This is a genomic window from Streptomyces sp. NPDC048659 (assembly GCF_040650575.1).
Taxonomy (GTDB): Bacteria; Actinomycetota; Actinomycetes; order Streptomycetales; family Streptomycetaceae; genus Streptomyces.
The window spans coordinates 67675-93505 of the sequence record NZ_JBEZHM010000005.1; the positions used below are offsets into that span (position 1 = coordinate 67675).

General features: G+C 75.7%; 26 protein-coding genes. 19 read left to right on the plus strand and 7 right to left on the minus strand.

The window, feature by feature from the left end; translation table 11 throughout:
• Positions 1-32: 32 nt before the first annotated feature.
• The 6 genes from AB0C99_RS05940 to AB0C99_RS05965 all read left to right on the plus strand — a co-directional run bounded on the left by AB0C99_RS05940 (position 33) and on the right by AB0C99_RS05965 (position 6337).
• Positions 33-1178, plus strand: coding sequence for a sulfite oxidase (locus tag AB0C99_RS05940; RefSeq protein ID WP_362469893.1), 1146 nt, complete (start codon positions 33-35; stop codon positions 1176-1178).
• Positions 1179-1406: 228 nt separating this feature from the next.
• Positions 1407-2237, plus strand: coding sequence for an ammonia-dependent NAD(+) synthetase (nadE, locus tag AB0C99_RS05945; RefSeq protein ID WP_362469895.1), 831 nt, complete (start codon positions 1407-1409; stop codon positions 2235-2237).
• Between the two features lie 62 nt (positions 2238-2299).
• Positions 2300-3601 (plus strand): alpha/beta fold hydrolase, encoded by a 1302-nt coding sequence (locus AB0C99_RS05950; RefSeq protein WP_362469898.1) that lies wholly within the window; start codon positions 2300-2302, stop codon positions 3599-3601.
• 152 nt (positions 3602-3753) lie between these two features.
• Positions 3754-4647, plus strand: a complete 894-nt coding sequence (locus AB0C99_RS05955) for an SIS domain-containing protein (RefSeq protein ID WP_362469901.1) — start codon at positions 3754-3756, stop codon at positions 4645-4647.
• A 21-nt stretch (positions 4648-4668) separates the two neighbouring features.
• A complete protein-coding gene (locus AB0C99_RS05960; protein ID WP_362469904.1) occupies positions 4669-5430 on the plus strand; it encodes a PIG-L deacetylase family protein in 762 nt (253 codons plus the stop codon).
• A gap of 73 nt (positions 5431-5503) precedes the next feature.
• On the plus strand, positions 5504-6337 hold the full coding sequence (locus AB0C99_RS05965) for an enoyl-CoA hydratase/isomerase family protein (RefSeq protein WP_362469905.1): 834 nt from the start codon (positions 5504-5506) through the stop codon (positions 6335-6337).
• 1 nt (position 6338) lies between these two features.
• On the opposite strand, the gene AB0C99_RS05970 is transcribed toward AB0C99_RS05965, so the two are convergent.
• The 3 genes from AB0C99_RS05970 to AB0C99_RS05980 all read right to left on the minus strand — a co-directional run bounded on the left by AB0C99_RS05970 (position 6339) and on the right by AB0C99_RS05980 (position 9192).
• On the minus strand, positions 6339-7118 hold the full coding sequence (locus AB0C99_RS05970) for a VOC family protein (RefSeq protein ID WP_362469908.1): 780 nt from the start codon (positions 7116-7118) through the stop codon (positions 6339-6341).
• A 140-nt stretch (positions 7119-7258) separates the two neighbouring features.
• Positions 7259-8188 (minus strand): SDR family oxidoreductase, encoded by a 930-nt coding sequence (locus tag AB0C99_RS05975; protein ID WP_362469911.1) that lies wholly within the window; start codon positions 8186-8188, stop codon positions 7259-7261.
• A gap of 41 nt (positions 8189-8229) precedes the next feature.
• Complete coding sequence (locus tag AB0C99_RS05980) at positions 8230-9192, minus strand: NAD(P)/FAD-dependent oxidoreductase (protein ID WP_362469914.1); 963 nt, start codon at positions 9190-9192, stop codon at positions 8230-8232.
• 64 nt (positions 9193-9256) lie between these two features.
• Here AB0C99_RS05980 and AB0C99_RS05985 point away from each other — a divergent pair, with 64 nt between their 5' ends.
• The 12 genes from AB0C99_RS05985 (at position 9257) to AB0C99_RS06040 (ending at position 21354) form a co-directional block, all read left to right on the plus strand.
• Positions 9257-9847: an XRE family transcriptional regulator gene (locus tag AB0C99_RS05985; RefSeq protein WP_362469917.1), complete on the plus strand. Its 591-nt coding sequence runs from the start codon at positions 9257-9259 to the stop codon at positions 9845-9847.
• A 148-nt stretch (positions 9848-9995) separates the two neighbouring features.
• The gene (locus tag AB0C99_RS05990; RefSeq protein ID WP_362469920.1) at positions 9996-10964 is read left to right on the plus strand and encodes an NADPH:quinone oxidoreductase family protein; all 969 of its coding nucleotides are present in this window, start codon (positions 9996-9998) and stop codon (positions 10962-10964) included.
• Entirely contained in the window at positions 10961-12184 is a 1224-nt protein-coding gene (locus AB0C99_RS05995) for an acyl-CoA dehydrogenase family protein (protein WP_362469923.1), read from the plus strand. The genes AB0C99_RS05990 and AB0C99_RS05995 overlap by 4 nt, the downstream gene beginning before the upstream one ends.
• The gene (locus tag AB0C99_RS06000; protein WP_362469926.1) at positions 12181-13284 is read left to right on the plus strand and encodes an acyl-CoA dehydrogenase family protein; all 1104 of its coding nucleotides are present in this window, start codon (positions 12181-12183) and stop codon (positions 13282-13284) included. Before AB0C99_RS05995 ends, AB0C99_RS06000 begins: the two co-directional genes overlap by 4 nt.
• A 155-nt stretch (positions 13285-13439) precedes the next feature.
• The gene (locus AB0C99_RS06005) at positions 13440-15035 is read left to right on the plus strand and encodes an ABC transporter substrate-binding protein (protein WP_362469929.1); all 1596 of its coding nucleotides are present in this window, start codon (positions 13440-13442) and stop codon (positions 15033-15035) included.
• Complete coding sequence (locus AB0C99_RS06010) at positions 15032-16024, plus strand: ABC transporter permease (RefSeq protein WP_362469932.1); 993 nt, start codon at positions 15032-15034, stop codon at positions 16022-16024. The genes AB0C99_RS06005 and AB0C99_RS06010 overlap by 4 nt, the downstream gene beginning before the upstream one ends.
• On the plus strand, positions 16017-16910 hold the full coding sequence (locus AB0C99_RS06015) for an ABC transporter permease (RefSeq protein WP_362469935.1): 894 nt from the start codon (positions 16017-16019) through the stop codon (positions 16908-16910). Before AB0C99_RS06010 ends, AB0C99_RS06015 begins: the two co-directional genes overlap by 8 nt.
• A 107-nt stretch (positions 16911-17017) precedes the next feature.
• Positions 17018-17917: an ABC transporter ATP-binding protein gene (locus AB0C99_RS06020; RefSeq protein ID WP_362470257.1), complete on the plus strand. Its 900-nt coding sequence runs from the start codon at positions 17018-17020 to the stop codon at positions 17915-17917.
• Entirely contained in the window at positions 17910-18593 is a 684-nt protein-coding gene (locus AB0C99_RS06025) for an ATP-binding cassette domain-containing protein (protein ID WP_362469937.1), read from the plus strand. The genes AB0C99_RS06020 and AB0C99_RS06025 overlap by 8 nt, the downstream gene beginning before the upstream one ends.
• Complete coding sequence (locus tag AB0C99_RS06030; RefSeq protein WP_362469940.1) at positions 18590-19243, plus strand: hypothetical protein; 654 nt, start codon at positions 18590-18592, stop codon at positions 19241-19243. Before AB0C99_RS06025 ends, AB0C99_RS06030 begins: the two co-directional genes overlap by 4 nt.
• A 194-nt stretch (positions 19244-19437) precedes the next feature.
• Positions 19438-19632 (plus strand): hypothetical protein, encoded by a 195-nt coding sequence (locus AB0C99_RS06035; RefSeq protein WP_362469943.1) that lies wholly within the window; start codon positions 19438-19440, stop codon positions 19630-19632.
• A 129-nt stretch (positions 19633-19761) separates the two neighbouring features.
• Positions 19762-21354, plus strand: coding sequence for a hypothetical protein (locus AB0C99_RS06040; RefSeq protein ID WP_362469946.1), 1593 nt, complete (start codon positions 19762-19764; stop codon positions 21352-21354).
• An 89-nt stretch (positions 21355-21443) separates the two neighbouring features.
• Here the strand turns inward: AB0C99_RS06040 and AB0C99_RS06045 are convergent, their stop codons facing one another.
• From AB0C99_RS06045 to AB0C99_RS06060, 4 genes are all read right to left on the minus strand, one after another.
• On the minus strand, positions 21444-22241 hold the full coding sequence (locus tag AB0C99_RS06045) for a VOC family protein (RefSeq protein ID WP_362469948.1): 798 nt from the start codon (positions 22239-22241) through the stop codon (positions 21444-21446).
• 140 nt (positions 22242-22381) lie between these two features.
• Positions 22382-23266, minus strand: coding sequence for a DUF6585 family protein (locus AB0C99_RS06050; protein ID WP_362469950.1), 885 nt, complete (start codon positions 23264-23266; stop codon positions 22382-22384).
• 32 nt (positions 23267-23298) lie between these two features.
• Positions 23299-23793, minus strand: a complete 495-nt coding sequence (locus AB0C99_RS06055; RefSeq protein ID WP_362469953.1) for an NUDIX hydrolase — start codon at positions 23791-23793, stop codon at positions 23299-23301.
• A gap of 100 nt (positions 23794-23893) precedes the next feature.
• Complete coding sequence (locus AB0C99_RS06060) at positions 23894-25066, minus strand: YncE family protein (protein WP_362469956.1); 1173 nt, start codon at positions 25064-25066, stop codon at positions 23894-23896.
• 158 nt (positions 25067-25224) lie between these two features.
• Between AB0C99_RS06060 and AB0C99_RS06065 the strand changes: the two genes are divergently transcribed.
• Positions 25225-25809 carry a Type-2Aa cytolytic delta-endotoxin gene (locus AB0C99_RS06065; RefSeq protein ID WP_362469959.1) on the plus strand — a complete coding sequence of 195 codons (585 nt, stop codon included), beginning with the start codon at positions 25225-25227 and terminating at the stop codon, positions 25807-25809.
• Positions 25810-25831 lie beyond the last annotated feature (22 nt).

The window sequence follows — 25831 nt, forward strand, 5'->3', positions numbered from 1 at the left end:
CCGGGGGCGGACCGGCGGAGCACCATGGACTCATGGACGTCACGTCCGCTCCCGCCGCCGCTCCCACGCTCGGCGAGGCCAGCGCCCCGGGCCGGCTCGCCGGACCCGACGAGGGCATCGGCGCCGCCGAGCTCGCCCTGGCCGCCCGCAACCACGGACTGCCCCTCGAAGCGCTGCGCTACGACACCACCCCGCCCGGCCTGCACTACGTCCTGGTCCACTACGACATCCCCGTCGTCCCCGCCGCCGACGCGGGGGAGTGGCGGCTCGGCCTCGGCGGGCTGGTGCGCCGCCCGCTGCGCCTGGGCCTCGCGGAGCTGCGCGCCCGCCCCGCCGTCACCCACCGGGTCACCCTGGAGTGCGCGGGCAACGGCCGGGCGCGGCTCAGCCCTCGCCCGGTCAGCCAGCCGTGGCTCGTCGAGGCCGTCGGCACCGCCGACTGGACCGGCGTCCCGCTGGCCGCCCTGCTCGCCGAGGCGGGCCCCGCCGACGGCGCCGTCGAGGCCGTCTTCACCGGCGCCGACCACGGGGTGGAGCGCGGCACCGAGCAGGACTACCGGCGCAGCCTGCCGCTCGGGCACGCCGCCGACCCGGCGCGCGGCGTCCTCGTCGCGTACGCCATGAACGGCGCCCCGCTGCCGCCCCAGCACGGGTATCCGCTGCGGCTCGTGGTGCCCGGCTGGTACGGCATGGCCTCGGTGAAGTGGCTGCGTGACATCACCGTCACCGGCACCCCCTTCACCGGCTTCCAGCAGGCCGTCGCCTACCGCTACCGGCAGGCGCCCGGCGAGCCCGGCGACCCCGTCGACGTGATCGCCCCGCGCGCCCTGATGGTGCCGCCCGGCTTCCCCGACTTCATGTCCCGGGTCCGGGTGGTCCGCCCCGGCCCCGTCCCGCTCACCGGCCGCGCCTGGTCCGGCCACGGGCCGGTCGTCCGGGTCCGGGTCAGCGCCGACGGCGAGCGCACCTGGCGGGACGCCGAGGTCACCGCCGACCCCGGGCACCCCTGGGCCTGGTCCGCGTGGGGCGCCTCCTGGACGGCGGCCCCGGGCCGCCACCTGCTCACCGTCCGCGCCACCGACGCGACCGGCCGCACCCAGCCGCTGACGGCGCCGTGGAACCGGGGCGGCTTCGGGAACAACCTGGTCCAGCGGGTCGAGGTCCTCTGCGTCCCGTGAGGGAGGGGGCGGCCGGGCCGGCCTAGGCCCGCCCGGACCCGGCCCAGGCCGCCCGACCCGACTCAGGTCGCCCAGCCCGCCCGGACCCGGCACACGCCCCCCGGACCCGCCCACGCCCGCCCAGCCCCCCGGCAAGGGCCGGGCGACACGCCGGGTGCCGGGCGCATAGAGTCGGACCCGGACGTCAGCGCACCCCACGCGTCACCGCATCACCCCGAGGAGCATTCCGTGACCGACCCGGAGACCATCGCCACGCAGCAGCGGATCGCCCGTGAGCTGGAGGTCGGCGAGACCTTCGACCCGCGCGTGGAGATCGAGCGCCGGGTCGCCTTCCTCGCCGAGCGCCTCACCTCCACCGGCCTGGCCTCCCTGGTCCTCGGCATCAGCGGCGGCGTGGACTCCACCACCGCCGGGCGGCTCTGCCAGCTCGCCGTCGAGCGGGCCCGCGCCGCCGGTCACGAGGCCGTCTTCCACGCCATGCGGCTGCCGTACGGCGTCCAGGCCGACGAGCGCGACGCCCGGCTCGCCCTGGACTTCATCCGCGCCGACCGGGTCCTCACCGTCGACATCAAGGCGGCGAGCGACGCCGCCCTGGACGCCACGATCGCCTCCGGGACCGCCTTCCGCGACCCGCACCACCAGGACTTCGTGCACGGCAACATCAAGGCCCGGCAGCGGATGATCGCCCAGTACGCGGTCGCGGGCGCCCACAACGGCCTGGTCGTCGGCACCGACCACGCCGCCGAGGCCGTCTCCGGCTTCTTCACCAAGTACGGCGACGGCGCCGCCGACCTCGTCCCGCTGACCGGCCTCACCAAGCGCCGGGTCCGCGCCGTGGCCGCCGAGCTCGGCGCCCCCGCCGAACTGGTCTGGAAGGTCCCGACCGCCGACCTGGAGACCCTCGACCCGGGCAAGCCCGACGAGGACGCCCTCGGCGTGACGTACGACGAGATCGACGACTTCCTGGAGGGCAAGCCCGTCGGCGAGGCCGCCTTCGCCGCGATCGTCCGCCGCTACGAGCTCACCGACCACAAGCGCCGCCTGCCGATCGCCCCCTGACCGGCCCCCTCCCGCACCCCCGCCGCACGGCCCCGTACCACCGCACGAACAGGAACAGCCAGGTGTCCACCTTCCGGCAGCCCGGACTCGTCCTCACCGACCACCGCTTCAGCGTCCCCCTCGACCACGACGCCCCCGAAGGCGAACGGATCGAGCTGCACGCGCGCGAGGTCGGCGCGGCCGACCGGGCCGACCGGAGCGGGCTGCCCTGGCTGCTCTACCTGGAGGGCGGGCCCGGCTTCGGCGCCCGCCGCTCGGTGGGCCCCGAGGGCTGGCTGGGCCGGGCGGTGCGGGAGTTCCGGGTGCTGCTGCTCGACCAGCGCGGCACCGGCGCCTCCACCCCCGCCAACCGGCAGACCCTGCCCCTCCGGGGCACCCCGCGCGACCAGGCCCGCTACCTCGCCCACTTCCGCGCCGACTCCATCGTCAAGGACTGCGAGCTGATCCGCCGCGGCCTGACCGGCGGCGCGCCCTGGACCGTGCTCGGCCAGAGCTTCGGCGGCTTCTGCGCCGTCCACTACCTCTCCGCCGCCCCCGAGGGCCTGGAGACCGTGCTCATCACCGGCGGCCTGCCCTCGCTCACCGCCACCGCCGACGAGGTCTACCGGGCCGCCTACCCGCGCGTCCTGCGCAAGAACGAGGCCCACTACGCCCGTTATCCCGACGACGTCGAGCGGGCCCGTCGGATCGCCGCCCACCTCGCCGCGCACGAGGTCACGCTGCCCGGCGGCGGGACGCTGACCCCCGAGGTCTTCCAGTCCCTCGGCATCATGCTCGGCGGCGGCGACGGCACCCACCGGCTGCACCTGCTCCTGGAGGACGCCTTCGTGCCCACCCCGGCGGGCCCCGCCCTGTCCGACGCCTTCCTCGAAGCCGTCCAGGGCGCCCTCTCCTTCGCCGGGCACCCGCTGTACGCCCTCCTCCACGAGGCCATCTACGCCCAGGGCGGGGGCCCGACCGGCTGGGCCGCCGAGCGCGTCCGGGCGGAGTTCCCCGCCTTCGACGCCGCGCGGTCGCTCGCGGGCGACGGCCCGCTGCTGTTCACCGGCGAGACGATCCACCCCTGGCACTTCACCGCCGACCCGGCCCTGCGCCCGCTGCGCGAGACCGCCGAACTGCTCGCCGCCGACACCGGCTGGGCCCCGCTCTACGACCCGGCCCGGCTCGCCGCCAACGAGGTGCCGGTCGCCGCCGCCGTCTACCACGACGACATGTACGTGGACACCGCCCACTCCCTGGAGACCGCGCGGGCCGTCCGGGGGCTGCGTACCTGGGTCACCGACGAGTTCGAGCACGACGGCGTACGGGCCGGCGGCCCGCGCGTCCTGGACCGGCTGCTCGCCCTGGCCCGCGGCGAGCTCTGACCCGCGGCTTGACCCGACCCGCGGCTTGTTCCGACCCCCGCCCCCGGGGTGCGCGAGGCTGAGCGTTTCCTTGCGGAACGCTCATTAAAATCCAAGTCACGCTCACCGAATGCGCATTGCCCGCCGATGGCTCCCACGGTAGAACAACGCGCATGACCAGCCACGTGGACATCGAGATCGCCAGCCAGCCGGACTGCTGGCGGCGCGCCGCCGAGCTCGCCGGGGAGCGGGCCGACCTGCTGCCCCGCGCCGGCGAGCGGGTCGCCGTCGTCGGCTGCGGCACCTCGTACTTCATCGCCCGCGCCTACGCGGGGCTGCGGGAGTCCCTCGGCGGCGGCGAGACCGACGCCTTCCCCGCCTCCGACCCGACCCCGCTCGGCCGGGGCTACGACCGGATCGTCGCCCTCACCCGCTCCGGCACCACCACCGAGGTCGCCGAGCTCCTCGCCCGGGCCGCCGGCCGCGTCCCGACCCTGGCCCTCACCGGCGTCCCCGGCGGCCCGGCCGCGCGCCTCGCCGACGCCGTCCTCGACCTCGGCTTCGCCGACGAACGCTCCGTCGTGCAGACCCGGTTCCCCACCAGCGCCCTCCAACTCCTGCGCGCCGGACTGGGCGTCGACCTCGGCCCCTCCATCGCCGACGCCGAACTCGCCCTCTACGAACCGCTGCCCGCGAGCTGGACCCGGCACGGCCAGTTCACCTTCCTCGGCACCGGCTGGACCGTCGGCCTCGCCGACGAGGCCGCGCTCAAGCTGCGCGGGGCGGCCCGCGCCTGGACCGAGTCGTACCCCGCGATGGAGTACCGCCACGGGCCGATCGGCATCAGCGACCCCGGCAGCCTGGTCTGGTGCCTGGGCCCGGTGCCGCCCGGCCTCGCCGACGAGGTCGCCGCCACCGGGGCGCGCTTCGTCGCCGACGCCGTCGACCCGGTCGCCGCCCTCGTACGCGCCCAGCGGCTCGCCGTCGCCCTCGCCGACCGCCGCGGCCTCAACCCCGACCGGCCGCGCCACCTCACCCGCTCGGTGATCCTCGCCGGGGCCCGCTGACCGCCGCCGTATCCTGCGCCCATGACCGACACCGCCGGGCCCGTCCCGCCGCAGCTCGAAGAGATGCCCGCCGACTGGAACCGCGCCCTCGCCGTCGTCGCCCACCCCGACGACCTGGAGTACGGCTGCGCCGCCGCCGTCGCGGGCTGGACCGACGCGGGCAAGGAGGTCGTCTACGTGCTGGCCAGCCGAGGCGAGGCGGGCATCGACGGCCTCGCCCCGGACGTCTGCGGCCCGCTCCGCGAGCGCGAACAGCGCGACAGCGCCGCGGTGGTGGGCGTGCGGACCGTGGAGTTCCTCGACCACCGGGACGGCGTGATCGAGTACGGGCCCGGGCTGCGCCGCGACATCGCCGCCGCGATCCGCCGCCACCGCCCCGAACTCGTCCTCACCCTCAACCACCGCGACACCTGGGGCCCGGAGCCCGGCGGCGCCTGGAACACCCCCGACCACCTGGCCGTCGGGCGCGCCACCCTGGACGCGGCGGCCGACGCGGGCAACCGCTGGATCTTCCCCGAGCTGACCGAGCGGGGCCTGGAGCCCTGGGACGGGGTGCGCTGGGTCGCGGTCGCCGGCTCGAACCTGCCCACCCACGCCGTCGACGCGCGCCCCGGCCTGGAGCGCGCCACCCGCTCGCTGCTCGCCCACCGCACCTACATCGAGGCGCTGACCGACCAGGACGCCGACGCGTACTGCCGGGACTTCGTCGCGATGGCCACCGGCCGCGCGGCGGACCGCTTCGGGGGCCGCCCGGCGGTGGCGTTCGAGGTGTTCCCCCGGTAGCGGCGGGACGCTAGGCTCCGCCCCCTGACCGTAACTGACAGGTGGTCAGGTTGACAGGAAGCGGGGCGGCCCGGTGATCGACACGCTCGACCGCTCCGTCCCGGAGGGCACGGAGCGCCTCACCCTCCGGGTCGAGGACGACCTCGCGGTGGTCACCCTGTGCCGCCCGGACAAGCTCAACGGCTGGAGCTGGGAGGCGAGCCGGCAGCTCGGCCTGGCCGCCGACCGGATCCGCTTCGACGAGCGGGTCCGGGCCGTGCTGCTGCGCGCCGAGGGCCGGGCCTTCTGCGCCGGCATCGACGTCACCGCGCCCGGCGGGGACATCACCGGGCGCTCGGCGGCCGAGCGCACCGAGAACTACGCGGAGGGCGTCCGCTGGGTCCACGAGCGCTTCGCCGCCTTCGCCCGGCTGCCGCAGCCCGTCGTCGCCGCCGTCCAGGGCTACTGCCTCGGCTTCGGCTTCGAACTCGCCCTCATGGCCGACATCCGGATCGCCGCCGACGACGCCGTCTTCGCGCTCCCGGAGACCGGCATCGGGGTCGCCGTGGACGCGGGCGGCGACCTGCGGATCGCCCGCGAGGCGGGCGCGGGCTGGGCCAAGTACCTGGCGCTCACCGGCCGCCGGATCGACGCCGCCACCGCCGAGCGCCTCGGCCTGGTCCAGCGCGTCACCACCCCCGGCGAGCTCGCCGGGGCGGCGCGCGAGACGGCCGAGGCCATCGCCGCCCGGGCGCCGCTCGCCGTCCGGGCGGTGAAGCGGAACATCGACACCTTCGCCGACCAGGGCCTCGCCGCCGCCCTCGACCGCACCGCGCTCGCCGCCGCGCTCACCCTCACCTCCGAGGACGCCCGCGAGGGCTACGCGGCGAGCGCGGCCCGCCGCCCGCCCCGCTTCGAGGGCCGCTGACTCAGGCCCGGGGAGCGGGCTTCAGCACCGCGAACGGGGCCCCGAAGGGGTCCGCGAGCCACGCGATCCGGCCGACGTCCGGCACGTCGGCCGGGGGCATCAGCACCGAACCGCCGCTCTCCTGCACCGAGGCGGCGATGACGTCCGCGTCCTCGGTCGCGAAGTACGGGATCCAGCGCGCCCGGTCCGCCCCCGGCTGGAGCGGCGCCACCCCGCCGAAGGAGGCGTCCTGCTGGTCGCCGACGGCCGTCGAGACCACCCGGTAGGTCATCCCCGGCGCCTCCATCTCCAGCCAGCGCCAGCCGAACAGCTCCCGGTAGAAGCCGAGCACCCGCTCCGGGTCGGCGACGTGCAGCTCCGCCCAGAGCAGGGTGTTCTCCGCGGAGGTGCGCTCCAGGCCCTTCACGGCGTGCGGCTCCCACACGGCGAACTCGGCGCCGCCCGGGTCGGTCAGGGCTGCCATCCGCCCCGCGTCCATCACGTCCATGGGCGCCATCCGGACCCGGCCGCCCGCCTGCTCGGCCGCCCGCGCGGTGACCTCGGCGTCCGGCGTCTCGAAGTACACCGTCCAGGCGCTCTCCGCGCCCTCCTCGGTCAGCGGGCCGAGGGCGGCCACGGTCCGGCCCTCCTGCTGGAAGAAGCCGTAGCCGCCGGCCTCGGGCCCGGCCGAGACGAAGTCCCAGCCGAAGACCCGGCCGTAGAACACGGCGGCGGCGCCGGTGTCCGGGCTGCCGAGGTCGAGCCAGTCGGGCGAGCCCGTGGTGAAGTCCGTACCGAGCATGGGGTGAGTCCCGTCCTTCCGGGTGGGGCGGCCGTGCGGAGCGGGGTGGCCGGGTCCCGGCCGCCCCGCCCGATCCTCGCCCCCGCCCCGGCCCGCCGGGGCCCCGCCGCCCCGGGTTCCGCCACACGGCCCAGCCCGCTTCAGCCCCCGGGCCGCCCCGGCGGCCCGAACGGCCCCCGCCCCAGCTGCTCCCGCACCGGCACGACCGGCTCGTTCACCAGCGACCTGCGCTGCCAGTTGGCCCCGTCGACGACCAGCGTGTGCCCGCTGACGAACCGGGCGTACGGGGAGGCCAGGAAGGTCGCCGCCCAGCCCAGCTCGCGCGGGTGCCCGACCCGCAGCGCGGGCTGCCGGGCCTCCGGCCGCCCGGCCCGGTCCAGGGTGGCCCGCACGGCGGGCACCATGTCCTCGTGCGGCATCAGCCCCGGGACCAGGCCGTTCACCTGGATCCCGTACGGCCCCCACTCCACCGCCAGCGTCTCCGTCAGGTTCTTCACCCCGGCCTTCGCCGCCGCCGAGTGCGCGTGGCCGGGCCCGCCCGTCCAGGCGTAGGACGCGCCGACGTTGACGACCGAGGCGGGTGTCCCGGCGGCCAGGTGGCGGGCGGCGAAGGCGTGGGTGGCGAACCAGGTCCCCGAGAGCGTGATGTCCACCACCGCCCGCCAGCCGCCCGGCGTCAGCTCCTCCGCCGGGACGGGGAAGTTGGCCGCCGCGCAGTTCACCAGCACGTCCGGCCGCAGGCCCAGCTCCGCCTCGCAGGTGTCCAGGGCCCCGGCGATCCGCTCCGGGTCCCGGATGTCGCAGACGGCGGTCGCCACCGGGGTCCCGGCGACCGCCGCCAGCTCCTCGCGGGCCGCCGCGAGCCGCTCGGGCGTGCGCCCGAGGACCGCGAGCCCCGCGCCGAGCCGGGCGAACTCGGCGGCGATCGCCTTGCCGAGCCCCGAGCCGCCGCCGGTCACCACGACCGCCCGGCCCGCGAAGGTGCCGGCGGGCAGCGCGCTGGCGCCCGGCGGGGGAGGGGCGGGCAGCCCCGGGGTGGCGGCGCGTTCCTCGTGCGTCATGTCCTCCATGCCGTATCGATAGCGCGCCCGGCCCGAGAACTGAAGACCCGTCAGGCCCCCTGGGGCGCCGCTCCGGCCGCCGCCGCGCGGTCCAGGCCGGCGAAGAGGAGGTCCGCGTTGACGTCGGCCGCCGCCCGGTAGCCGGCGCTCGCCGCGTTCACCAGCTGCTCGTGCGGGCCCGTCGCGTTGCCCGCCGCCCAGACCCCGGGGACGCTGGTGCGCCCGGTCTCGTCCACGGCGGTGAAGGCGCCGAAGGGCGTCCGCCGGGTCGCCGCGCCGAGGGCGGTGAGCAGCCCGTCGCGGGGCACCGGGCGCGGTCCGGTGAACAGCACCTCGCGCGCCACGGTCCGCCCGTCGGCCAGCCGCACGCCGGTCAGCCGGTCGTCCTCGACCACCAGCCCCGCCACCTCTCCCGCCACCACGGTCACACCGGCCGCCGCCAGGCGCGCGGCGTCCTGCCCGGCGGGGGCCGGGGCGGTGTGCAGGAAGAGGGTCACGTCGGCGGACCACTGGGAGACCATCAGCGCCTGGTGCGCCGGGAGTTCGGGGTGGGCGAGCACGCCGAAGGCCCGGTCGCGGACCTCCCAGCCGTGGCAGTACGGGCAGTGGAGCACGTCCCGGCCCCAGCGCGCGGCGAGCCCGGCCACCTCCGGCAGCTCGTCCACCAGACCGGTGGTCACGATCAGCCGCCGGGCCCGCAGGCGCCGCCCGTCCGCGAGGGCGAGCGCGAAGCCCCCGTCGCCGTCCGGGACCGCCGAGGCGACCATGCCCCCGGTCAGCTCCACGCCGTAGCCGGCGATCTCCCGCCGCCCCGCCGCCAGGAAGTCGGCCGGGCTCATCCCGTCCCGGGTCAGATAGCCCTGCAGGTGCGCGGCGGGCGCGTTGCGGGGCTCGCCCGCGTCGACCACCAGGGTCCGGCGCCGGGCCCTGCCGAGCACCAGGGCCGCGCTCAGCCCCGCCGCGCCGCCGCCTACCACCACGACCTCGTATGTGTCCCGCGTGTTCTCGTCCATGCCGCGAGGGTCACGCGGGCCGTGCTCGCTTGACAAATGAAGTTGCCGTTTCTGCAATGAACCCATGAGCACAGAAGACGACGACCGCATCGAGGCCGTGCTGACCGGGGTGGGCCCCCGGCTGCGCCGCATCCGCCGCGACCGGGGCGCCACCCTGGCCGAGCTCTCCGCCTCCACCGGCATCTCCGTGAGCACCCTGTCCCGCCTGGAGTCCGGGCAGCGCAAGCCCAGCCTGGAGCTGCTGCTGCCGATCGCCCGCGCCCACCAGGTCCCGCTCGACGAGCTGGTCGGCGCCCCGCAGGACGGCGACCCCCGGGTGCGGGCCAAGCCGATCGTGCGGCACGGGCGCACGATGTACCCGCTGACCCGCCAGCCCGGCGGGCTCCAGGCGTACAAGATCGTCCAGGAGCCCGTGGCGGAGCCGGGCGAGCCCCGGGTCCACGAGGGGTACGAGTGGCTGTACGTGCTCTCCGGCAGCCTGCGGCTGGTGCTCGGCGAGCACGACGTGGTGCTCGGCGCGGGCGAGGCGGCCGAGTTCGACACCCGGGTGCCGCACTGGTTCGGCCCCGCCGGGGACCGTCCGGTGGAGTTCCTGAGCCTGTACGGGCCGCAGGGGGAGCGGATGCACGTGAGGGCGCGCCCGAAGAAGTCCTGATCGCCTGGTTCCGCCAGCCCAAGCGACCGCTTAGTATGCCGATCGTCACCCGGTATCCGGGGTCCCCGCCCGGGGCATGTCCCCGACGTACCCCCCGACGTACCCCCGACGTACCGCGCAGGACCGACGACGGCTGCTGGAGGCCCGGATGCAGGCATGGCGAGTGCACGAGAACGGCGAGCCGGGCGAGGTGATGCAGTGCGACGAGGTCGCGGTCCCGGAGCCCGGCGCCGGGCAGGTGCTGCTCAAGGTCCGCGCCACCGGGATCAACTTCCCCGACGCGCTGCTGTGCCGGGGCCAGTACCAGGTGCGGCCCCCGCTGCCCTTCACCCCCGGCGTGGAGGTCTGCGCCGAGACCGAGGACGGGCGCAGGGTCATCGCCACCCCCGCCCTCCCGCACGGCGGGCTCGCCGGATACGCGGTGGCCGACGCGGCCGCCCTGCTGCCCGCCCCCGAGGCGCTGGACGACGCCGAGGCCGCCGCCCTGCACATCGGCTACCAGACCGGCTGGTTCGGCCTGCACCGCCGGGCCGCCCTCAAGGAGGGCGAGACGCTGCTCGTGCACGCCGCGGCGGGCGGCGTCGGCAGCGCCGCCGTCCAGCTCGGCAAGGCCGCCGGGGCCACCGTCATCGGCGTCGTCGGCGGCCCCGGCAAGGCCGCCGCCGCCCGCGCGCTCGGCTGCGACACCGTCGTCGACCGGCACGCCGAGGACGTCGTCGCCGCCGTCAAGGAGGCCACCGGCGGCCGGGGCGCCGACGTGGTTTACGACCCGGTCGGCGGCGCCGCCTACCAGCAGTCGGCCAAGCTCGTCGCCTTCGAGGGCCGGATCGTCGTCGTCGGCTTCGCGAGCGGCACCGTGCCCGCCCCCGCCCTCAACCACGCCCTGGTGAAGAACTACGCGATCCTCGGCCTGCACTGGGGCCTCTACAACCTCAAGGACCCGGCCGCCGTGCTGCGCTGCCACGAGACCCTCACCGAGCTCGCCGCCAAGGGCCTGATCAAGCCGTACGTCAGCGAGCGCGTCCCCTTCGAGGGCGCCGCCGACGCCGTGCAGCGGGTCGCCGAGGGTGTCACCACCGGCCGCCTCGTCGTCCTCCCGGCGGGAGCCCGCGCATGACCGACACGCCCACCGGCGGCGCCGCGTCCGGAGCCACCCCGCCCGGCGCCGCCGAGCTGACCGAGCGCACCCGGCGGCTGCTCGCCGCCCACCCGCCCGCCGCCACCGCCCGCGCCGACTTCCTGCGGGCCCGCTTCGACGCCGGACTGGCCTGGGTGCACTACCCGGTGGGCCTCGGCGGGCTCGGCGCCCCGCGCGCCCTCCAGGCCGTCGTCGACACGGAGCTCGCCGCCGCCGGGGCCCCCGACAACGACCCGCGCCGGATCGGCATCGGCCTCGGCATGGCCGCCCCCACCCTCCTCGCGTACGGCTCCCAGGAGGTCAAGGAGCGCTTCCTCAAGCCGCTCTGGGTCGGCGACGAGGTCTGGTGCCAGCTCTTCAGCGAGCCCGGCGCCGGCTCCGACCTCGCCGCCCTCGGCACCCGGGCCGTCCGCGACGGCGACGACTGGGTGGTCACCGGCCAGAAGGTGTGGACCTCCAGCGCCCACCTGGCCCGCTGGGCCATCCTCATCGCCCGCACCGACCCCGACGCGCCCAAGCACCGCGGGATCACCTACTTCGTCTGCGACATGACCGACCCCGGCGTCGAGGTCCGGCCGCTGCGCCAGATCACCGGCGAGGCCGAGTTCAACGAGGTCTTCCTGACCGGGGTGCGGATCCCCGACGCCCACCGGCTCGGCGAGGTCGGCGACGGCTGGCGGGTCGCCCGCACCACCTTGATGAACGAGCGCGTCTCCATCGGCGGCGCCCGCCTCCCGCGCGAGGGCGGCATGATCGGCAAGGCCGCCGCCACCTGGCGGGCCCGCCCGGAGCTGCGCACCCACGCGCTGCACCGGCGGCTGCTGGAGCTCTGGGTGGACGCCGAGGTCGCCCGGCTCGCCGGCGAGCGGCTGCGGCAGGGCCTCGCGGCCGGGCAGCCCGGCCCCGAGGGCAGCGCCATGAAGCTCCTCTTCGCCCGGCTCAACCAGGAGATCAGCGGCCTGGAGGTGGAGCTGCTGGGCGACGAGGGCCTCGGGTACGGGGACTGGGCGATGGTCCGGCCCGAGCTCGTCGACTTCACCGGGCGCGACGCGGGCTACCGCTATCTGCGCTCCAAGGGCAACTCGATCGAGGGCGGCACCAGCGAGGTGCTGCTCAACATCGTGGCCGAGCGGGTCCTCGGGCTGCCCGCCGAGCCCCGCGACGACAAGGACGTCCCCTGGAAGGACCTGGCGCGATGAGCGACCTGCTGTACTCCGAGACCGAGGACGACCTGCGCGCCGCCGTCCGCGCGCTGCTCGCCGACCGGGCGGACCCGCGCACCGTGCTCGGCCGGATCGAGACCGCGGACCCCTGCCCGCCGGGCCTGTGGGCCGCGCTCGCGGGCGGCATCGGCGCCGCCGGGCTGCTGGTGCCCGAGAAGCTCGGCGGACAGGGCGCCGGACCGCGCGAGGCGGCCGTGGTCCTGGAGGAGCTGGGCCGGGCGGTGACCCCTGCCCCGTATCTGACGAGCGCGGTGGTGGCCACCGCGACGCTGCTCGCGCTCGGCGCGGAGGGCGGCCCGGCGGCCGATCTGCTGGGCGCGCTGGCGTCCGGCGAGCGGACCGCCGTCCTGGCCGTGCCCTTCTCCACCGCCCCCGACGGGCGCCCGGCGGGCACGGCGTCCGGGCCGCCCGGGGACCCCGACGGGCCCGTCCCCGCCGTGGCCGACGCGGGCACGGCCGATGTGCTGCTGGTGCCGCGCCCGGACGGGCTGTACGCGGTGGCGGCGGCGGACGCCGTGATCACCCGTACCTCCTCGCTCGACCTGACCCGGCCGCTGGCCACCGTGGACGCGGGCGGCGCGGCGGGCACCCGGCTCGCCGGTGCCGAAGCGGCGGCCGGGGCGGTCCGGCACGGGCTGCTCACCGGCGCGGGACTGCTCGCCTCCGAGCAGCTCGGGCTCGCCGAGTGGTGCCTGGAGGAGACCGTGCGGCACACCCGCGAGCGGCACCAGTTCAACCGCCCGATCGGCTCCTTCCAGGCGCTGAAGCACCGGATGGCGCAGCTGTGGCTGGAGCTGGTGGGGGCCCGCGCGGTCGCCCGCGCCGCCGCCGACGCGCTGGCGACCGGCGCCGGGGACGCGGCCCTGACGGTGGCCGTCGCCCAGGCGTACTGCTCGAAGACGGCGGTGCGCGCGGCCGAGGAGTGCGTGCAGCTGCACGGCGGCATCGGCATGACCTGGGAGCACCCGGCCCATCTGGCCCTGAAGCGGGCCAAGTCCGCCTCGGTCGCGCTGGGTTCGGCCGGGCGCCACCAGGACGCGATCGCCGCGCTGGCGGACCTGCCCGCCCCGGCGTGAGCTCGCGGACCGGCCGGGCGGGGAGCCGGGCCGGTCCGGGCGGGGGCCCGAACCGGCCATCCGTGGGAAGCCCGCTTTGTCCGCACCCCTTTACCTGCTGTTTAATTGCAAGCTGTTCGCAATAACAGTTGATCTTCAAAAGGGGTGTGGGCACCATGACCGCCCGATCCATACGCGGCACCGCCGCCGCCACGCTGGCCGCCACCGTGGCCCTCACCGCGGCGGCCTGCTCGACGCCCGGCGGCGGCGCGGGCAAGGGCGGCGCCACGGATTCCGCGGTCGTCGGCATCGCCTACGAACCCGACTCGCTCAGCCCCCTCCTCGGCTACGGCAAGGACGGCAACTCCAAGATCTTCGACGGGCTGCTCGCCCTCGACGCCGACATGAAGCTGCGGCCCGCCCTCGCCACCGCGCTGCCGACGGTCAGCGCCGACGGCCTCACCTACACGTACCGGCTGCGCCAGGGCGTGAAGTTCAGCGACGGCAAGCCCTTCACCGCCAAGGACGTCGTCTTCACCTACCGCACGGTGCTCGACCCGAAGACCAACAACCCCTCGCGCACCGAACTCGACGCCCTCAAGGACGTCCGGGCCGAAGGCGACGACACCGTCGTCTTCACCCTCAAGTACCCCTACGCGCCCTTCGCCCAGCGCACCGTCCTCGCCATCGCCCCCGAGCACGTCGCCGGCCGCCAGGACGTCAACACCGGCCCCTTCACCACCCGGCCCGTCGGCACCGGACCTTACGTCCTCACCGGCTGGTCCAAGGGCGAGAAGCTCACCTTCAAGGCCAACCCCGGCTACTGGGGCGGCGAGCCCGCCGTGAAGAAGTTCACCATGGCGGTCATCAAGGACGACGACGTCCGCGCCACCCGGCTGCGCGCCGGCGACCTCGACGGCGCCATCCTGCCGCCCGCCCTCGCCGCCGGATTCAAGCAGGACAAGGCCAAGAAGACCTACGCGGCCGCCACCTACGACTACCGCACCGTCACCCTCCCCACCCACCACCCGGTGACCGGCGACACCGCCGTCCGCCGCGCCCTCGACATCGCCGTCGACCGCCAGGCCATGGTCGACAAGATCCTCGAAGGCGCCGGCAAGCCCGCCTACGGCCCCGTCCCCACCGACAGCCCCTGGTTCGCCCAGGGCACCGAGCGCCGCCACGACCTCGCCGGAGCCGGGAAGATCCTCGACGAGGCCGGCTGGAAGCCCGGCCCCGACGGCGTCCGGGCCAAGAACGGCGTCCGCGCCTCCTTCCCGCTCTGGTACCTCTCCGGCGACAAGCTCCGCCAGGACCACGCCCTCGCCTACGCCTCCGACGCCAAGAAGGCCGGCATCGAGATCAAGGCCCAGGCCGGCACCTGGGAGGTCATCGAGCCCCGCATGAAGACCGACGCCGTCCTGGCCGGCGGCGGCTCGCCCGGCGACCCCGACTTCGACCAGTACCTGCTCCTCACCTCCTCCCTCGGCGGCGACGGCTTCAACAACATGGCCTGGTACGACAACAAGACCGTCGACAAGGCCCTGGAGGACGGCCGCCGCACGAACGACCCGGCCGCCCGCCGCGCCGCCTACGACACCGTCCAGCGCGAACTGGTGAAGAACCCCGGCTACACCTTCCTCACCCACATCGACCACCTCTACGTCGTCGACCAGCGCTTCGGCGCGCTCAGCACCCAGGTCGAGCCGCACGACCACGGCCTCGCCTCCGGTCCCTGGTGGAACGTCGAGAGCTGGAAGCCCAAGCCGTGAGCCGCCGCCTCCCCTGGGGGGCCATGGCCCGCATGACCGGACGGCGCGCCCTGGCCGCCGTCCCGGTCCTGCTCGGCGTCACCCTCGCCGTCTTCGCCGTCGCCGAAGCCTCCCCCTTCGACCCCGTCAAGGCGTACGCCGGCACCGCCGGACTCACCGCCTCCCAGGAGAACCTGGACCAGCTCCGCGCCAACCTCGGCGTCGACCGCCCCCTCCTCACCCGCTGGTGGGAATGGCTCGGCGGCGCCGTCACCGGCGACCTCGGCCAGTCCGGCACCATGCGCCAGCCCGTCGCCGACGTCATCGCCGAACGCCTCGGCTGGTCCGTGCTCCTCGCCGCCACCGCCTTCCTCGTCGCCATCACCCTCGGCACCGCCCTCGGCGTCCTCGCGGGCCGCCGCCGGGGCGGCCTCCTCGACCGGGCCGTCAGCTCCGCCGCGTACACCCTGGAAGCCGCCCCCGCCTTCTGGCTCGGCCTGCTCGCCATCTGGTTCTTCGCGCTGCGGCTCGGCGTCCTGCCCGCCGGCGGGCTCACCGACACCGGCAGCGACACCGTCACCGCCGGACAGGTCGCCGGCCACCTCGTGCTCCCCGCCCTCGTCCTCGGCGTCTCCCAGCTCCCCTGGTTCTTCCTCTACGTGCGCCAAGGTGTCGGCGACGCCCTGGAGGAGGACCCGGTGCGCGGCGCCCGCGCCCGCGGCCTCGCCGAACGGACCGTGCTCACCGGCCACGCCCTGCGCTCCGGGATGCTGCCCATGCTCACCCTGATCGGCTCCCGGGTCCCCGAGCTCATCACCGGCGCCCTCCTCGTCGAGACCGTCTTCAGCTGGCCCGGCATCGCCGCCGCCACCGTCCAGGCCGCCGTCTCCGTCGACTTCCCGCTGCTCGCCGCGCTCACCGTGCTCGCCACCGCCGCCGTGCTGCTCGGCAACCTCCTCTCCGACCTGCTCTACGGGCTCGCCGACCCCCGGGTGGGATTCGATGGCTGACACCTCGCTCAAGCCCCGCCCGGCGCCCCGCCCGGCCCGCCGCCGCGCCGCCCCCGCCGACCGCACCCGGCGGCTCCGGCTGTGGACCTCCGCCCTCGTCACCGGCGCCGTCGTCCTCGCCGTCCTCCTCGTCCCGCCCCTCGTCCAGCTCGACGAACAGGCCGTCGACCTCGGCAGCAAACTGCTCCCGCCGTCCTGGCAGCACCCCTTCGGCACCGACGACCTCGGCCGCGACCTGCTCCTGCGCTGCGTCTACGGCCTGCGGATCTCGCTCCTCGTCGGCCTGGTCGCCGCCCTCGTCGCCACCGTCATCGGCACCGCCGTCGGCGCGGCGGCGGGCGCCCTCGGCGGGCGCTTCGACCGCTTCGCCATGCGGATCGTCGACGCCTTCTCCTCCGTGCCGCACCTGCTGCTCGGCATCTTCATCGTCGCCATGTTCCGGCCCGGCGTCTGGCCCGTGATCGTCTCCGTGGCGCTCACCCACTGGCTCTCCACCGCCCGGATCGTGCGCTCCGAGGTCCTCTCGCTGCGCTCCCGCCCCTTCGTCGACGCCGCGATCTCCGGCGGCGCCTCCCGGTGGCGGGTCGCCGTCCGGCACCTGCTGCCCGCCGTGCTGCCGCAGGCCGGGCTCGCCGCCGTCCTCATGATCCCGCACGCCATGTGGCACGAGTCGGCGCTCTCCTTCCTCGGCCTCGGCCTGCCCAGCCACCAGGCCAGCCTCGGCAACCTCGTCCAGACCGCCCGCTCCTCGCTGCTCGCCGGCGCCTGGTGGCCGACGCTCTTCCCGGGCCTGCTGCTCATCGTGCCGACCCTCGCCATCGCCGGACTCGCCGGGATCTGGCGCGACCGGCTCAACCCGCGCCGCCGATCGGAGCTGAGCCTGTGACCGGAGCACCCGTGGAGCCGGGGGTCGCGCGGGCCCTCGCCGCCGTCGACGCCGAACGGGCCGAGACCGCCGTCCTCAGCGTCCGCGGCCTCACCGTCCGCTTCCGGATGCGCGGCGGCCGGCACGTCGCCGCCGTCACCGGCGCCGACTTCGACCTCGCGGCGGGGGAGTGCCTCGCCCTCGTCGGCGAGAGCGGCTGCGGCAAGTCCGTCCTCGCCTCCGCCCTCCTCGGCCTCCTCCCCGGCAACGCCGAGACCGAGGGCAGCGCCCTCCTCGACGGCACCGACCTGCTCGCCGCCGGCGAACGCGCCCTCGCCCGCACCGTACGGGGCCGCCGCGTCGGCCTCGTCCCGCAGAGCCCCGCCGCCCACCTCACCCCCGTGCGCACCGTCCGCGCGCACCTGGAGGAGACCGTCCGGGCCCTCACCGGCACCCCCCGGCGCGCCCGCCGGGCCGCCGCCGAGGCCGCCGCCGCCCGGGCCGCCTTCCCCGCCGGACACCTCGACCGCTACCCCCACGAGCTCTCCGGCGGCCTCGCCCAGCGCGCCGCCACCGCCCTCGCCCTCATCGGCGACGCGCCCCTACTGCTCGCCGACGAACCCACCACGGGACTCGACCGCGAGCTCGTCGACCGCACCGCCGACGAGCTGCGCCGTCACGCCGACGAGGGCAAGGCCCTGCTGCTCATCACCCACGACCTGGCCGCCGCCCGCCGGGTCGCCGACCGGGTCGCCGTCATGTACGCCGGACGGATCGTCGAGATCGCCCCCGCCGCCCGCTTCTTCGGGACACAAGGACCCCGCCACCCGTACGCCCGGGGTCTGCTCGACGCGCTCCCGGAGCGGGCGTTCACCCCGATCCCCGGGATGCCGCCCGAGCTGTCGAAGCTGCCCGAGGGCTGCGCCTTCGCCCCGCGCTGCGCCCGCGCCACCGCCGCCTGCGCCGTCCGGCCCGAGCCGCTCGCGGGCACCGCCTGCCACCACCCGTGGGGAGCCCAGGATGCTTGAGCTGCACGGCGTCACCGCCGGTTACGAGCGGCGCGCCCCGGTCTTCCGGGACGCCTCGCTCACCGTGGCCCCCGGCGAGGCCCTCGGCCTGCTCGGCCCCAGCGGCTGCGGCAAGTCCACCCTGGCCCGGGTCGCCGCCCTGCTGCACCGCCCCGACACGGGCACGGTCCGCGTCGACGGCACGGAGATACGGGCCTGGCGGCACCGCGCCCCGCGCGAACTGCGCACCGCCATCGGCGTCGTCTTCCAGCAGCCCCGGCTCTCCGCCGACCCCCGGCTGCGGCTCGCCGACCTGATCGCCGAGCCGCTGCGCGCCACCGGGCGGCGCGCCCTGGCCGCCGGGCGGCTGGCCGAACTCGCCCCCGCCGTCGGGCTCACCGAGGACCTGCTGGGCCGCCGCCCGCACGAGGTCAGCGACGGGCAGCTGCAACGCGCCTGCCTGGCCCGCGCGCTGGTGCTGCGGCCCCGCTGGCTGATCTGCGACGAGATGACCGCGATGCTCGACGCCTCCACGACCGCCGCCCTGGTGCGCGCCGTCGAGGAGTACCGGGCCCGGACCGGCGCGGGGCTGCTCGCCGTCGGCCACGACCGGGTGCTCCTGGAGCGCTGGTGCGCCCGCACGGTGGAGTGGGCGGACTGTCTCGCGGGCGGTGTTCCGGGAGAGAATGCGGCATGACCCCCGCGAGCCCCTGGACCCCGCTGCCCGGCTCCGACCCGCTCGGCGGCCTGCGCGCCGCCGTCGAGGCACCGGAGGGCGTGCTCGGCCACGAGCCGAACGGCGGCTACGAGGACCGCTGCTGGGTACTGCACACCATCCGGACCGACATCCGGCGGCTGCGCTGGCGCGAGGTGCTGGCCGGGGCGGGGCGGCGCCTGGAGGAGTGGCCGGGGACCCCCTCGTACCTGCTCTTCCAGGGGGTCGAGGGGCGGGACGAGCACGAGGGCCCGTCCGACGGGGAGATCGACCGCGAGTGCCTGGTCCGGCTCGTCGAGCTGCTCGCCCGGCACGGCGGCGGCCCGGACACCCCGGTGTACGCGGCCCAGGCACCGATCGAGGACCTGCTCGAAGCGGTCCCGGCGCGCGGCGGACGGCTCGCCGACGCGCCCGCCCACCACGACCGCTGCTCGGGGCGCAGCGGCGAGACCTGGGTGCAGTTCCCGGCCAACTGGTGGGCGGCGGACGGCTCCTGGTTCGTGCTGACCGACTGGGACCTGTGCGCCACCGAGGTCTTCGGCAGCCGGTCGCTGATCGCCGCGCTGCTGGGCGACGAGGAGCTGGAGGCCGTCCGCCACCCGAGCATCGCCGAGGCCCTGGGCCGGGGCTGAGGAAGACCGGCGGACGGCGCCGACGAACGGCCGCGGGCCGGGGCTGAGGAACGGCCGGGAGCGGCGCCGGGGAACGGTCCGGCGCGTGATGTCACCCGGATGGGCGCGCCGCCATACCGCCGTCCGGCTGCCCCGGTCCGCCACACTGTCCGCCGAACGCCGCGATTCCGGTGCGGCGCGAGGAGGTTTGGGCCATGGCCGTTTCCGTATCCGTCCTGCTGCTCCTGGTGGTCATCGCCGTGATCTTCCTGCGCACGGGCGGCCTGAAGTTCTCGCACGCGCTGGTCTGCGCGCTGCTCGGTTTCTTCCTGGCGAGCACGAGCATGGCGCCCACCATCCAGAACGGGGTGGCCGCGACGGCCGACGTGGTGTCCAGCCTGCGGCCCTGAACTCCCGGCGGAACGTTTCATGATCGTGAAGTGCGCGTGAAACCGCCCGACTTTCCATGTACATCTCAAGCACCCGGGCCTAGCGTCGCCGCGGCGCGACCTTCGTACGCACGCACCCGAGGAGCCGCATTGACCACCCGACCCCCCGGTCGGCGAGCCCGCGCACTCGCGCTCGTCGCCGCCGTGAGCGCGACCGCGCTCGCCCTCGCCACCCCCGTCGCCCTCGCCGACGACATACCGCTCGCCCCCGGGCACCGGCTCGTCGAGCACTACGAGGGGGCGCCCGCCACCGCCCGGCCCGTCCCGGCCGAGGCCCCGCCCCAGCACCCGTACCTCGCCCCCAACGGGCGCAGCGGGATGCACGCCGACGCCGCGGGCAGCGGCACCCACCCGTTCTCCGGGCCGCTCGGGCGCGACCCGAAGGTCAGCAGCGAGAAGATCGCCGCGCTCGGCGGCGAGTGCGCCACCGTCACCTTCGACGCGGGCGGCCGGCTCGTCACCGTCTGCGGCACCTTCAACGGCTTCCTGCTGAAGCTGCTCGACCCGCGCAGCCTGGCCACCCTCGCCGAGTACCAGCTCCCGCAGCGCTCCTCCACGGTCGAGGCCATCACCCGCCTCGACTTCGAGAAGATCTTCAAGGACACCTCCGGCGGCGCCTACTTCTACCTCGACGACCGCGACCGGGTCGTCCTGGCCGACTCCCGCCAGCACATCCTGCGCCTGGCTCACCGTCAGAAGGCTGACGGAGCCTGGGAGTTCGTGGTCGAGAACGACTGGGACCTGACCTCGCTCGTCCCGCACGACTGCGTCAGCTGGACCAATCTCTTCCCCAGCGGCGTCTGCGACCCGGTCACCTCCGTGATGCCCGACTGGGACGGCCGGATCTGGTGGGTCACCCGGCTCGGCCGCGTCGGCACCGTCGACCCCGCCACCGGCGCCCTGCGCGCGATCCGGCTGGACGGCGAGGAGATCCAGAACTCCTTCTCCGTCGCCGAGGACGGCGTCTCCATCGTCTCCGACCACGCCCTCTACAGCTTCCGCGCCGACCCCGACGGCACCCCGCGGATCCAGTGGCGCCAGACCTACGACCGGGGCACCGGCACCAAGCCCGGCTCGGTCAACCAGGGCTCCGGCACCACCCCCGACCTCTTCGGCCAGAACGGCGCGAAGTACGTCGCCATCACCGACAACGCCGACGACCGGATGAACATCCTGGTCTACCGGCGCGGCGCCGACGTGCCCGCCGCCGACCGGCTCGTCTGCACGGTCCCGGTCTTCGGCTCCGGCGCCTCCACCACCGACAACTCGCTGATCAGCTGGGGCAACAGCCTCGTCGTCGAGAACAACTACGGCTACGAGAACATCACCTCGCTCACCTTCGGCCGCAGCGTCGTCGGCGGCGCCACCCGGGTCGACGTCCGCCCCGACGGCAGCGGCTGCGACACCGTCTGGGAGAGCGACGTCCGCTCGCCCTCCACCGTGCCCAAGCTCTCCACCGCCAACGGCCTGCTCTACTTCTACGAGAAGCGCCCCAACGTCCTCGGCATCGACGCCTGGTACCTCACCGCCGTCGACTTCCGCACCGGCAAGCGCGCCTGGTCCCGCCTGACCGGCACCGGCCCCGCCTACGACAACAACTGGGCGCCCATCACCATCGGGCCCGACGGGACGGCCTACGTCGGCGTCTTCAACGGCATCGTCGCCGTCCGCGACGGCGCCTGACCCGCCCTACGCGCGCGGCTGCCCGGGACCCACGGGGGTCCCGGGCAGCCGCGTCCCCGCCGGACCTGGTGGGGTCCGGCGGGGCCCGCTCACTCCATCTCGGGCATGTCGCCGACCGTCGTCTTCGAGTCGATCACCGCGAACGCGGCCCCCTGCGGGTCCACGATCGCCGCGAACCGCCCGAAGGGACTGTCCATCGGCCCGAACACCTTCCGCCCGCCGGCCCGCTCGGCCGCCTCGACGGCCTTGTCGCAGTTGTCGACGGCGAAGTAGATCTGGATGTACGAGGGGATCTCCGGCGGGAAGTCCTCCCCGCTCATCTCCATCCGCCCCAGCACCGGCTCGGCCCCCACGTCGAAGAGCCGGTAGTCCATGTGCTCGTCCTTGATCTTCTTCGTGCCGTAGTCGAAGACCGTGCCGAAGAAGGCGTCGGACGCCCCCGTGTCACGGGTGAACACCTCCGCCCAGGCGTACGAGCCCGGCTCGCCCTCCAGCTCGAAGCCCTCGTGGGCGCCGCCCTGCCACAGCCCGAACACCACGCCCGCGGGGTCCCGGGCCAGGGCCATCGAACCGAAGTCGCCCACCTGCATCGGTTCCATCAGCAGCGTGCCGCCCGCCGCCTTGACCTTCTCCGCCGTCGTCTCGACATCGGGCGAGGCGAAGTACAGACACCAGGCCGACTGCGGCTCGCCGTCCTGGCCGGGCATCGGCGGGACGACCGCCGCGACCGCCTTGCCGTTCTTGTACGCCTGGGTGTAGTTGCCGAACTCCGAGGCGGACTCGCCGAAGGTCCAGCCGAGCACGTCCGCGTAGAACGCCTTCGCCCCCTCGACGTCCGTGAACATGGCGTCGGTCCAGACCGGCGTGCCTTCCGTGCGTGAAGCCATGACGGGACTCTCTCTTCCGATCGGTGAACGAATGCGTGCCTACCGCCACGCTATCCACGTCCGCCCCACCCCGCCTGGTGACGCACGGTGACCGAAGGGGGGTGCGGGGTGGCCGTGGGAACGGCACGGGGTGGGTCCCGTCACCGTCGGTGTTCTCGGGCGGCCGGGGCCAGCTCCTTGACCAGCGCCCAGAAGACCGGGAAGTCCGGGATCTCCTTCGACTCCCGCGCCCACCGGCCGCCCCCGGACGTCCGCACCACGAGCAGCCCGTCCCCGCGCAGCTCGCAGCGGCGCACCCGCTCCCACGCGGAGCGCCCCGACGGCAGCGTGATGCCCAGCCCGTCCAGCGCCACCTCCCCGAAGGCGACGCTGCCGCCCTTCTCCAGCGCCGTCACCGCCCGGGGCAGGGCGCGCCGCACGGTCTCGTCCAGGACGATCTGGGCCAGCTCGCGGATCTGCGAGTCGCTCGGCTTCGGCACCGTCTCCTCGTTCACGAAACCGTCCACCGTCACCGCCCGCCGACCGCCGGTGGACAGCCGGTACGCGTAGCGCGTCCCCGCGTACCCCCCGTGCACATACGTCCGCGTGACGTCCTGGTGCATCGCCGTCACCCCCTCCCACGCCACCGCCCGCGCGCCGCCGTCCCGGCCCGGGAAGAGCAGCCCCCGCTCGTACAGGTACACGTACTCGTCGGGCCGCAGCGAGGCGTTCGGCAGCCGCCCGTACGCCCACACCAGCCGCCCCAGCGCGCCGAACGGCAGCACCAGCAGCGGCACCCCCGCCCACGCGCCCACCAGCCGCGTGGCCAGCACCGGCAGCCCCAGGGCCGCGACCACCAGGAGCAGCAGCGCGGCGGGCGGCACGCCCCGGCGCCGCTCGCCCTCCCGGTGGTGCGCCCGGAACCCCCGCAGATACATCCCGAGCCCGGCCGCGCGCGCCGTCCGCGTGGCCTCCTCGCCCGGCGGCGGCACCGTCACCCGGTCGCCCGTCGCCCGGCCGCCCGTCCCCACGTCTCCCGTCCCCACGGAGCACCCCCCTCCCCCTCCTGACGATGATGTCAGGGGCGCCCCGGCGGGGCCAGACGCTCGACGGCATAGCGCGGGAACGGGCCCTCGTCGATGGGGAGTTCGGGCCGCCACAGCTTCAGCACCTGCGCCGAGGGCAGGAACAGCGCGGCGGGCAGCCGGTCGAGCGCCGTCCACTCCCAGCGCTCGATCTTGTCGGGCTCGGCGACGGCCGGGATGCCGCCGTGGGCGCCGACGACCGTCGCGGCGGTCAGCCGCGTGAGCTCCGCCGAGGTCGCGGTGTCCAGGATCAGCCCGATCACCCGCGCGTCGGCCTCGGCGGCCGTCAGCGTCGTCTCCTCGGCCAGCTCCCGCACCGCCGCCCGCTCGATCGACTCGCCGGGATCCACCTTGCCGCCGGGCAGCTCCCACACGCCCGAGCGGTGCAGGCCGAGCAGCACCCGGCCGGCCGGGTCGGTGACCACCACGCCGGTCCCGAGGGACGCCTGGGCGGGCGGGGGCTGGGTGTTGCGGTGGGCGACGGGCATCGGGAGGCTCCTCGGGCCGGGACTGCTGGCTCCTCCCAGCCAACACCACGGCACTGACAGCCGGCGGCGGGGCGGCGGCGGGGGAGGGGGAGGGCGCCCCTCACAGCACGGCGACGCCCAGCGGGCGCGAGCCCGCCGCCAGCCGCCGGGTGGAGCCGTCGGCGAGGTCCACGACGGTCAGCCCGTCCCAGTACCCGTCACGGGTGAAGCCGCCGGTGACGTACGCGGTGCGCCCGTCGGCCGAGACGGCCACGTCCTCGTGCGGGCCGTCCAGCGGGTAGACCCGCTCGGTCCCGTCCGGCGCCCGCACGGTGAGCGAGGGGCCCCGGTCGGCGGACGGGTCGATCGGCCCGGTGCCGACCGCGAGCAGGGTGCCGTCGGGGGTGACGGTCACGCCGTGCTGGTGGGTGTTCGCCGTCATCCGCTCGATCGTGGAGCGCCCGGTGCGCGGGTCCAGCACCACCAGCCGCTCGCCCTCGAACGGCAGCAGCAGCCGCCCGTCCGAGGGGCGCACGGCCGCGTAGTGCGGCTTCAGCCAGGAGCCGAGCCCGCCCTCGGTGCCGTACGGGGCCACCTCCATCCGGCGCGGGCGCAGGGTGTCGGCGCGGATCGCCGTCACGTCGAAGGAGTCGTGGTCCGTCGCGTACACCTCGGAGCCGTCGCGGGCCACGTCCACGTCGAAGGGGCGGCGGCCGACCGGCACGGCGGCGGTGACCTCCAGCGCCGCCGTGTCGATCACCTCCAGGGTGCCGTTCCCGCCCGGCACGTTGACACCCACGTACGCCCGCCGCCCGTCGGGGGAGAGCGCGATGCCCATGCCGCCGCCCCGGTACTCGCCGGTGGTGACCGGGCCGGTCCGTGTCCGGTACGGGATCAGCGCCAGGCGCGCGCGGGTGGCCGTGTCCACGACGGCCACGCCCTCGGCGGTCGCGACCCAGGCCCGCCCGTCGGCGCCGACCGCGAGCCCGTACGGCGCGGTGCCGACCCGGACCGAGCCGAGCGGGCCGCGCGCGGGGTCCACGAAGGTGACCGTGTCGGCGCCGAAGTCGGCGAGGAGCAGGGTGCCCGCGGGGGTGGGCGTGGCGGGAGAGGCCGGCGGGGCGGCCGGTGCGCGGGTCGGGGAGGGCGTGGCGGCGGCGGTGCGCGGGGTGTCCGTACCGCCCGCCGCGGCGCTCCCCGGGCCGCCCTGGGCGCAGCCCGCCAGCAGGACCGCTGTGACCGCGGTGACGGCGGTGACGGCGGCGAGTCCGGCGGGGGTGCGGGGGCGGTGCATCGGCGGCACTCCTCGGGAGGGGGATCGGGTGCTCCCTCCATGCTCCGGCCGCCCCGGGGCGGACCGGGTCAACCGATCGGCTGACCCTCCCGTTCCGGCCGCCCGCGGCTGGGTCATACTGACCCCGCTTCGTTCAACAGATTGTTTCAGGAGGACTCTTGGGCGCCAGTTTCAAGACGGTCGTCGAGGTGGGCCCCGCCCACCTCGGCCAGGCGACGGCCCTCGCCCAGGCGTTCCAGGACGCCATCGCCCCCGCCACCGTCAACTACGACTTCGAGCACATCCGCGCCGCCGCCGAGGCCATCCCCGGCAGCGACGTCGTCCGCATGGTCCGCGGCTGGGGGCTCCAGGAACACGCCCCCGTCCTGGTCATGGTGCTCTCCCTCAAGGAGGCCGTCCGCCAGGCCCTGCCGCCCGAGTCGGCGCAGGCGTCCTTCTGGGACACCGTCGAGCGCGAGCTCGTCGACGCCTTCACCGGGCTCGCCGCCCAGGAGGGCCTGCCGGGACTCTCGTACTACGAGGAGGGCGCCGACCGCACCCGCTACTACCGGGACCTCTTCTTCGCCCTCCAGGACGAGGAGACCGGCGCGCACATGTACGCCATCGCCTTCTGCATCGACGTCACCATCGGCCTCGACAAGGCCGCCGTCGGCGCCCTGACGATGACCGACGCCGTTCCGTTCGCGATCCGGCTCAACGCCATCGTGCTGCGCCAGGAGCTCGCCCCGGCCCTCGCGGGCTGAGCCCCCGGCACCCCGTCACGGC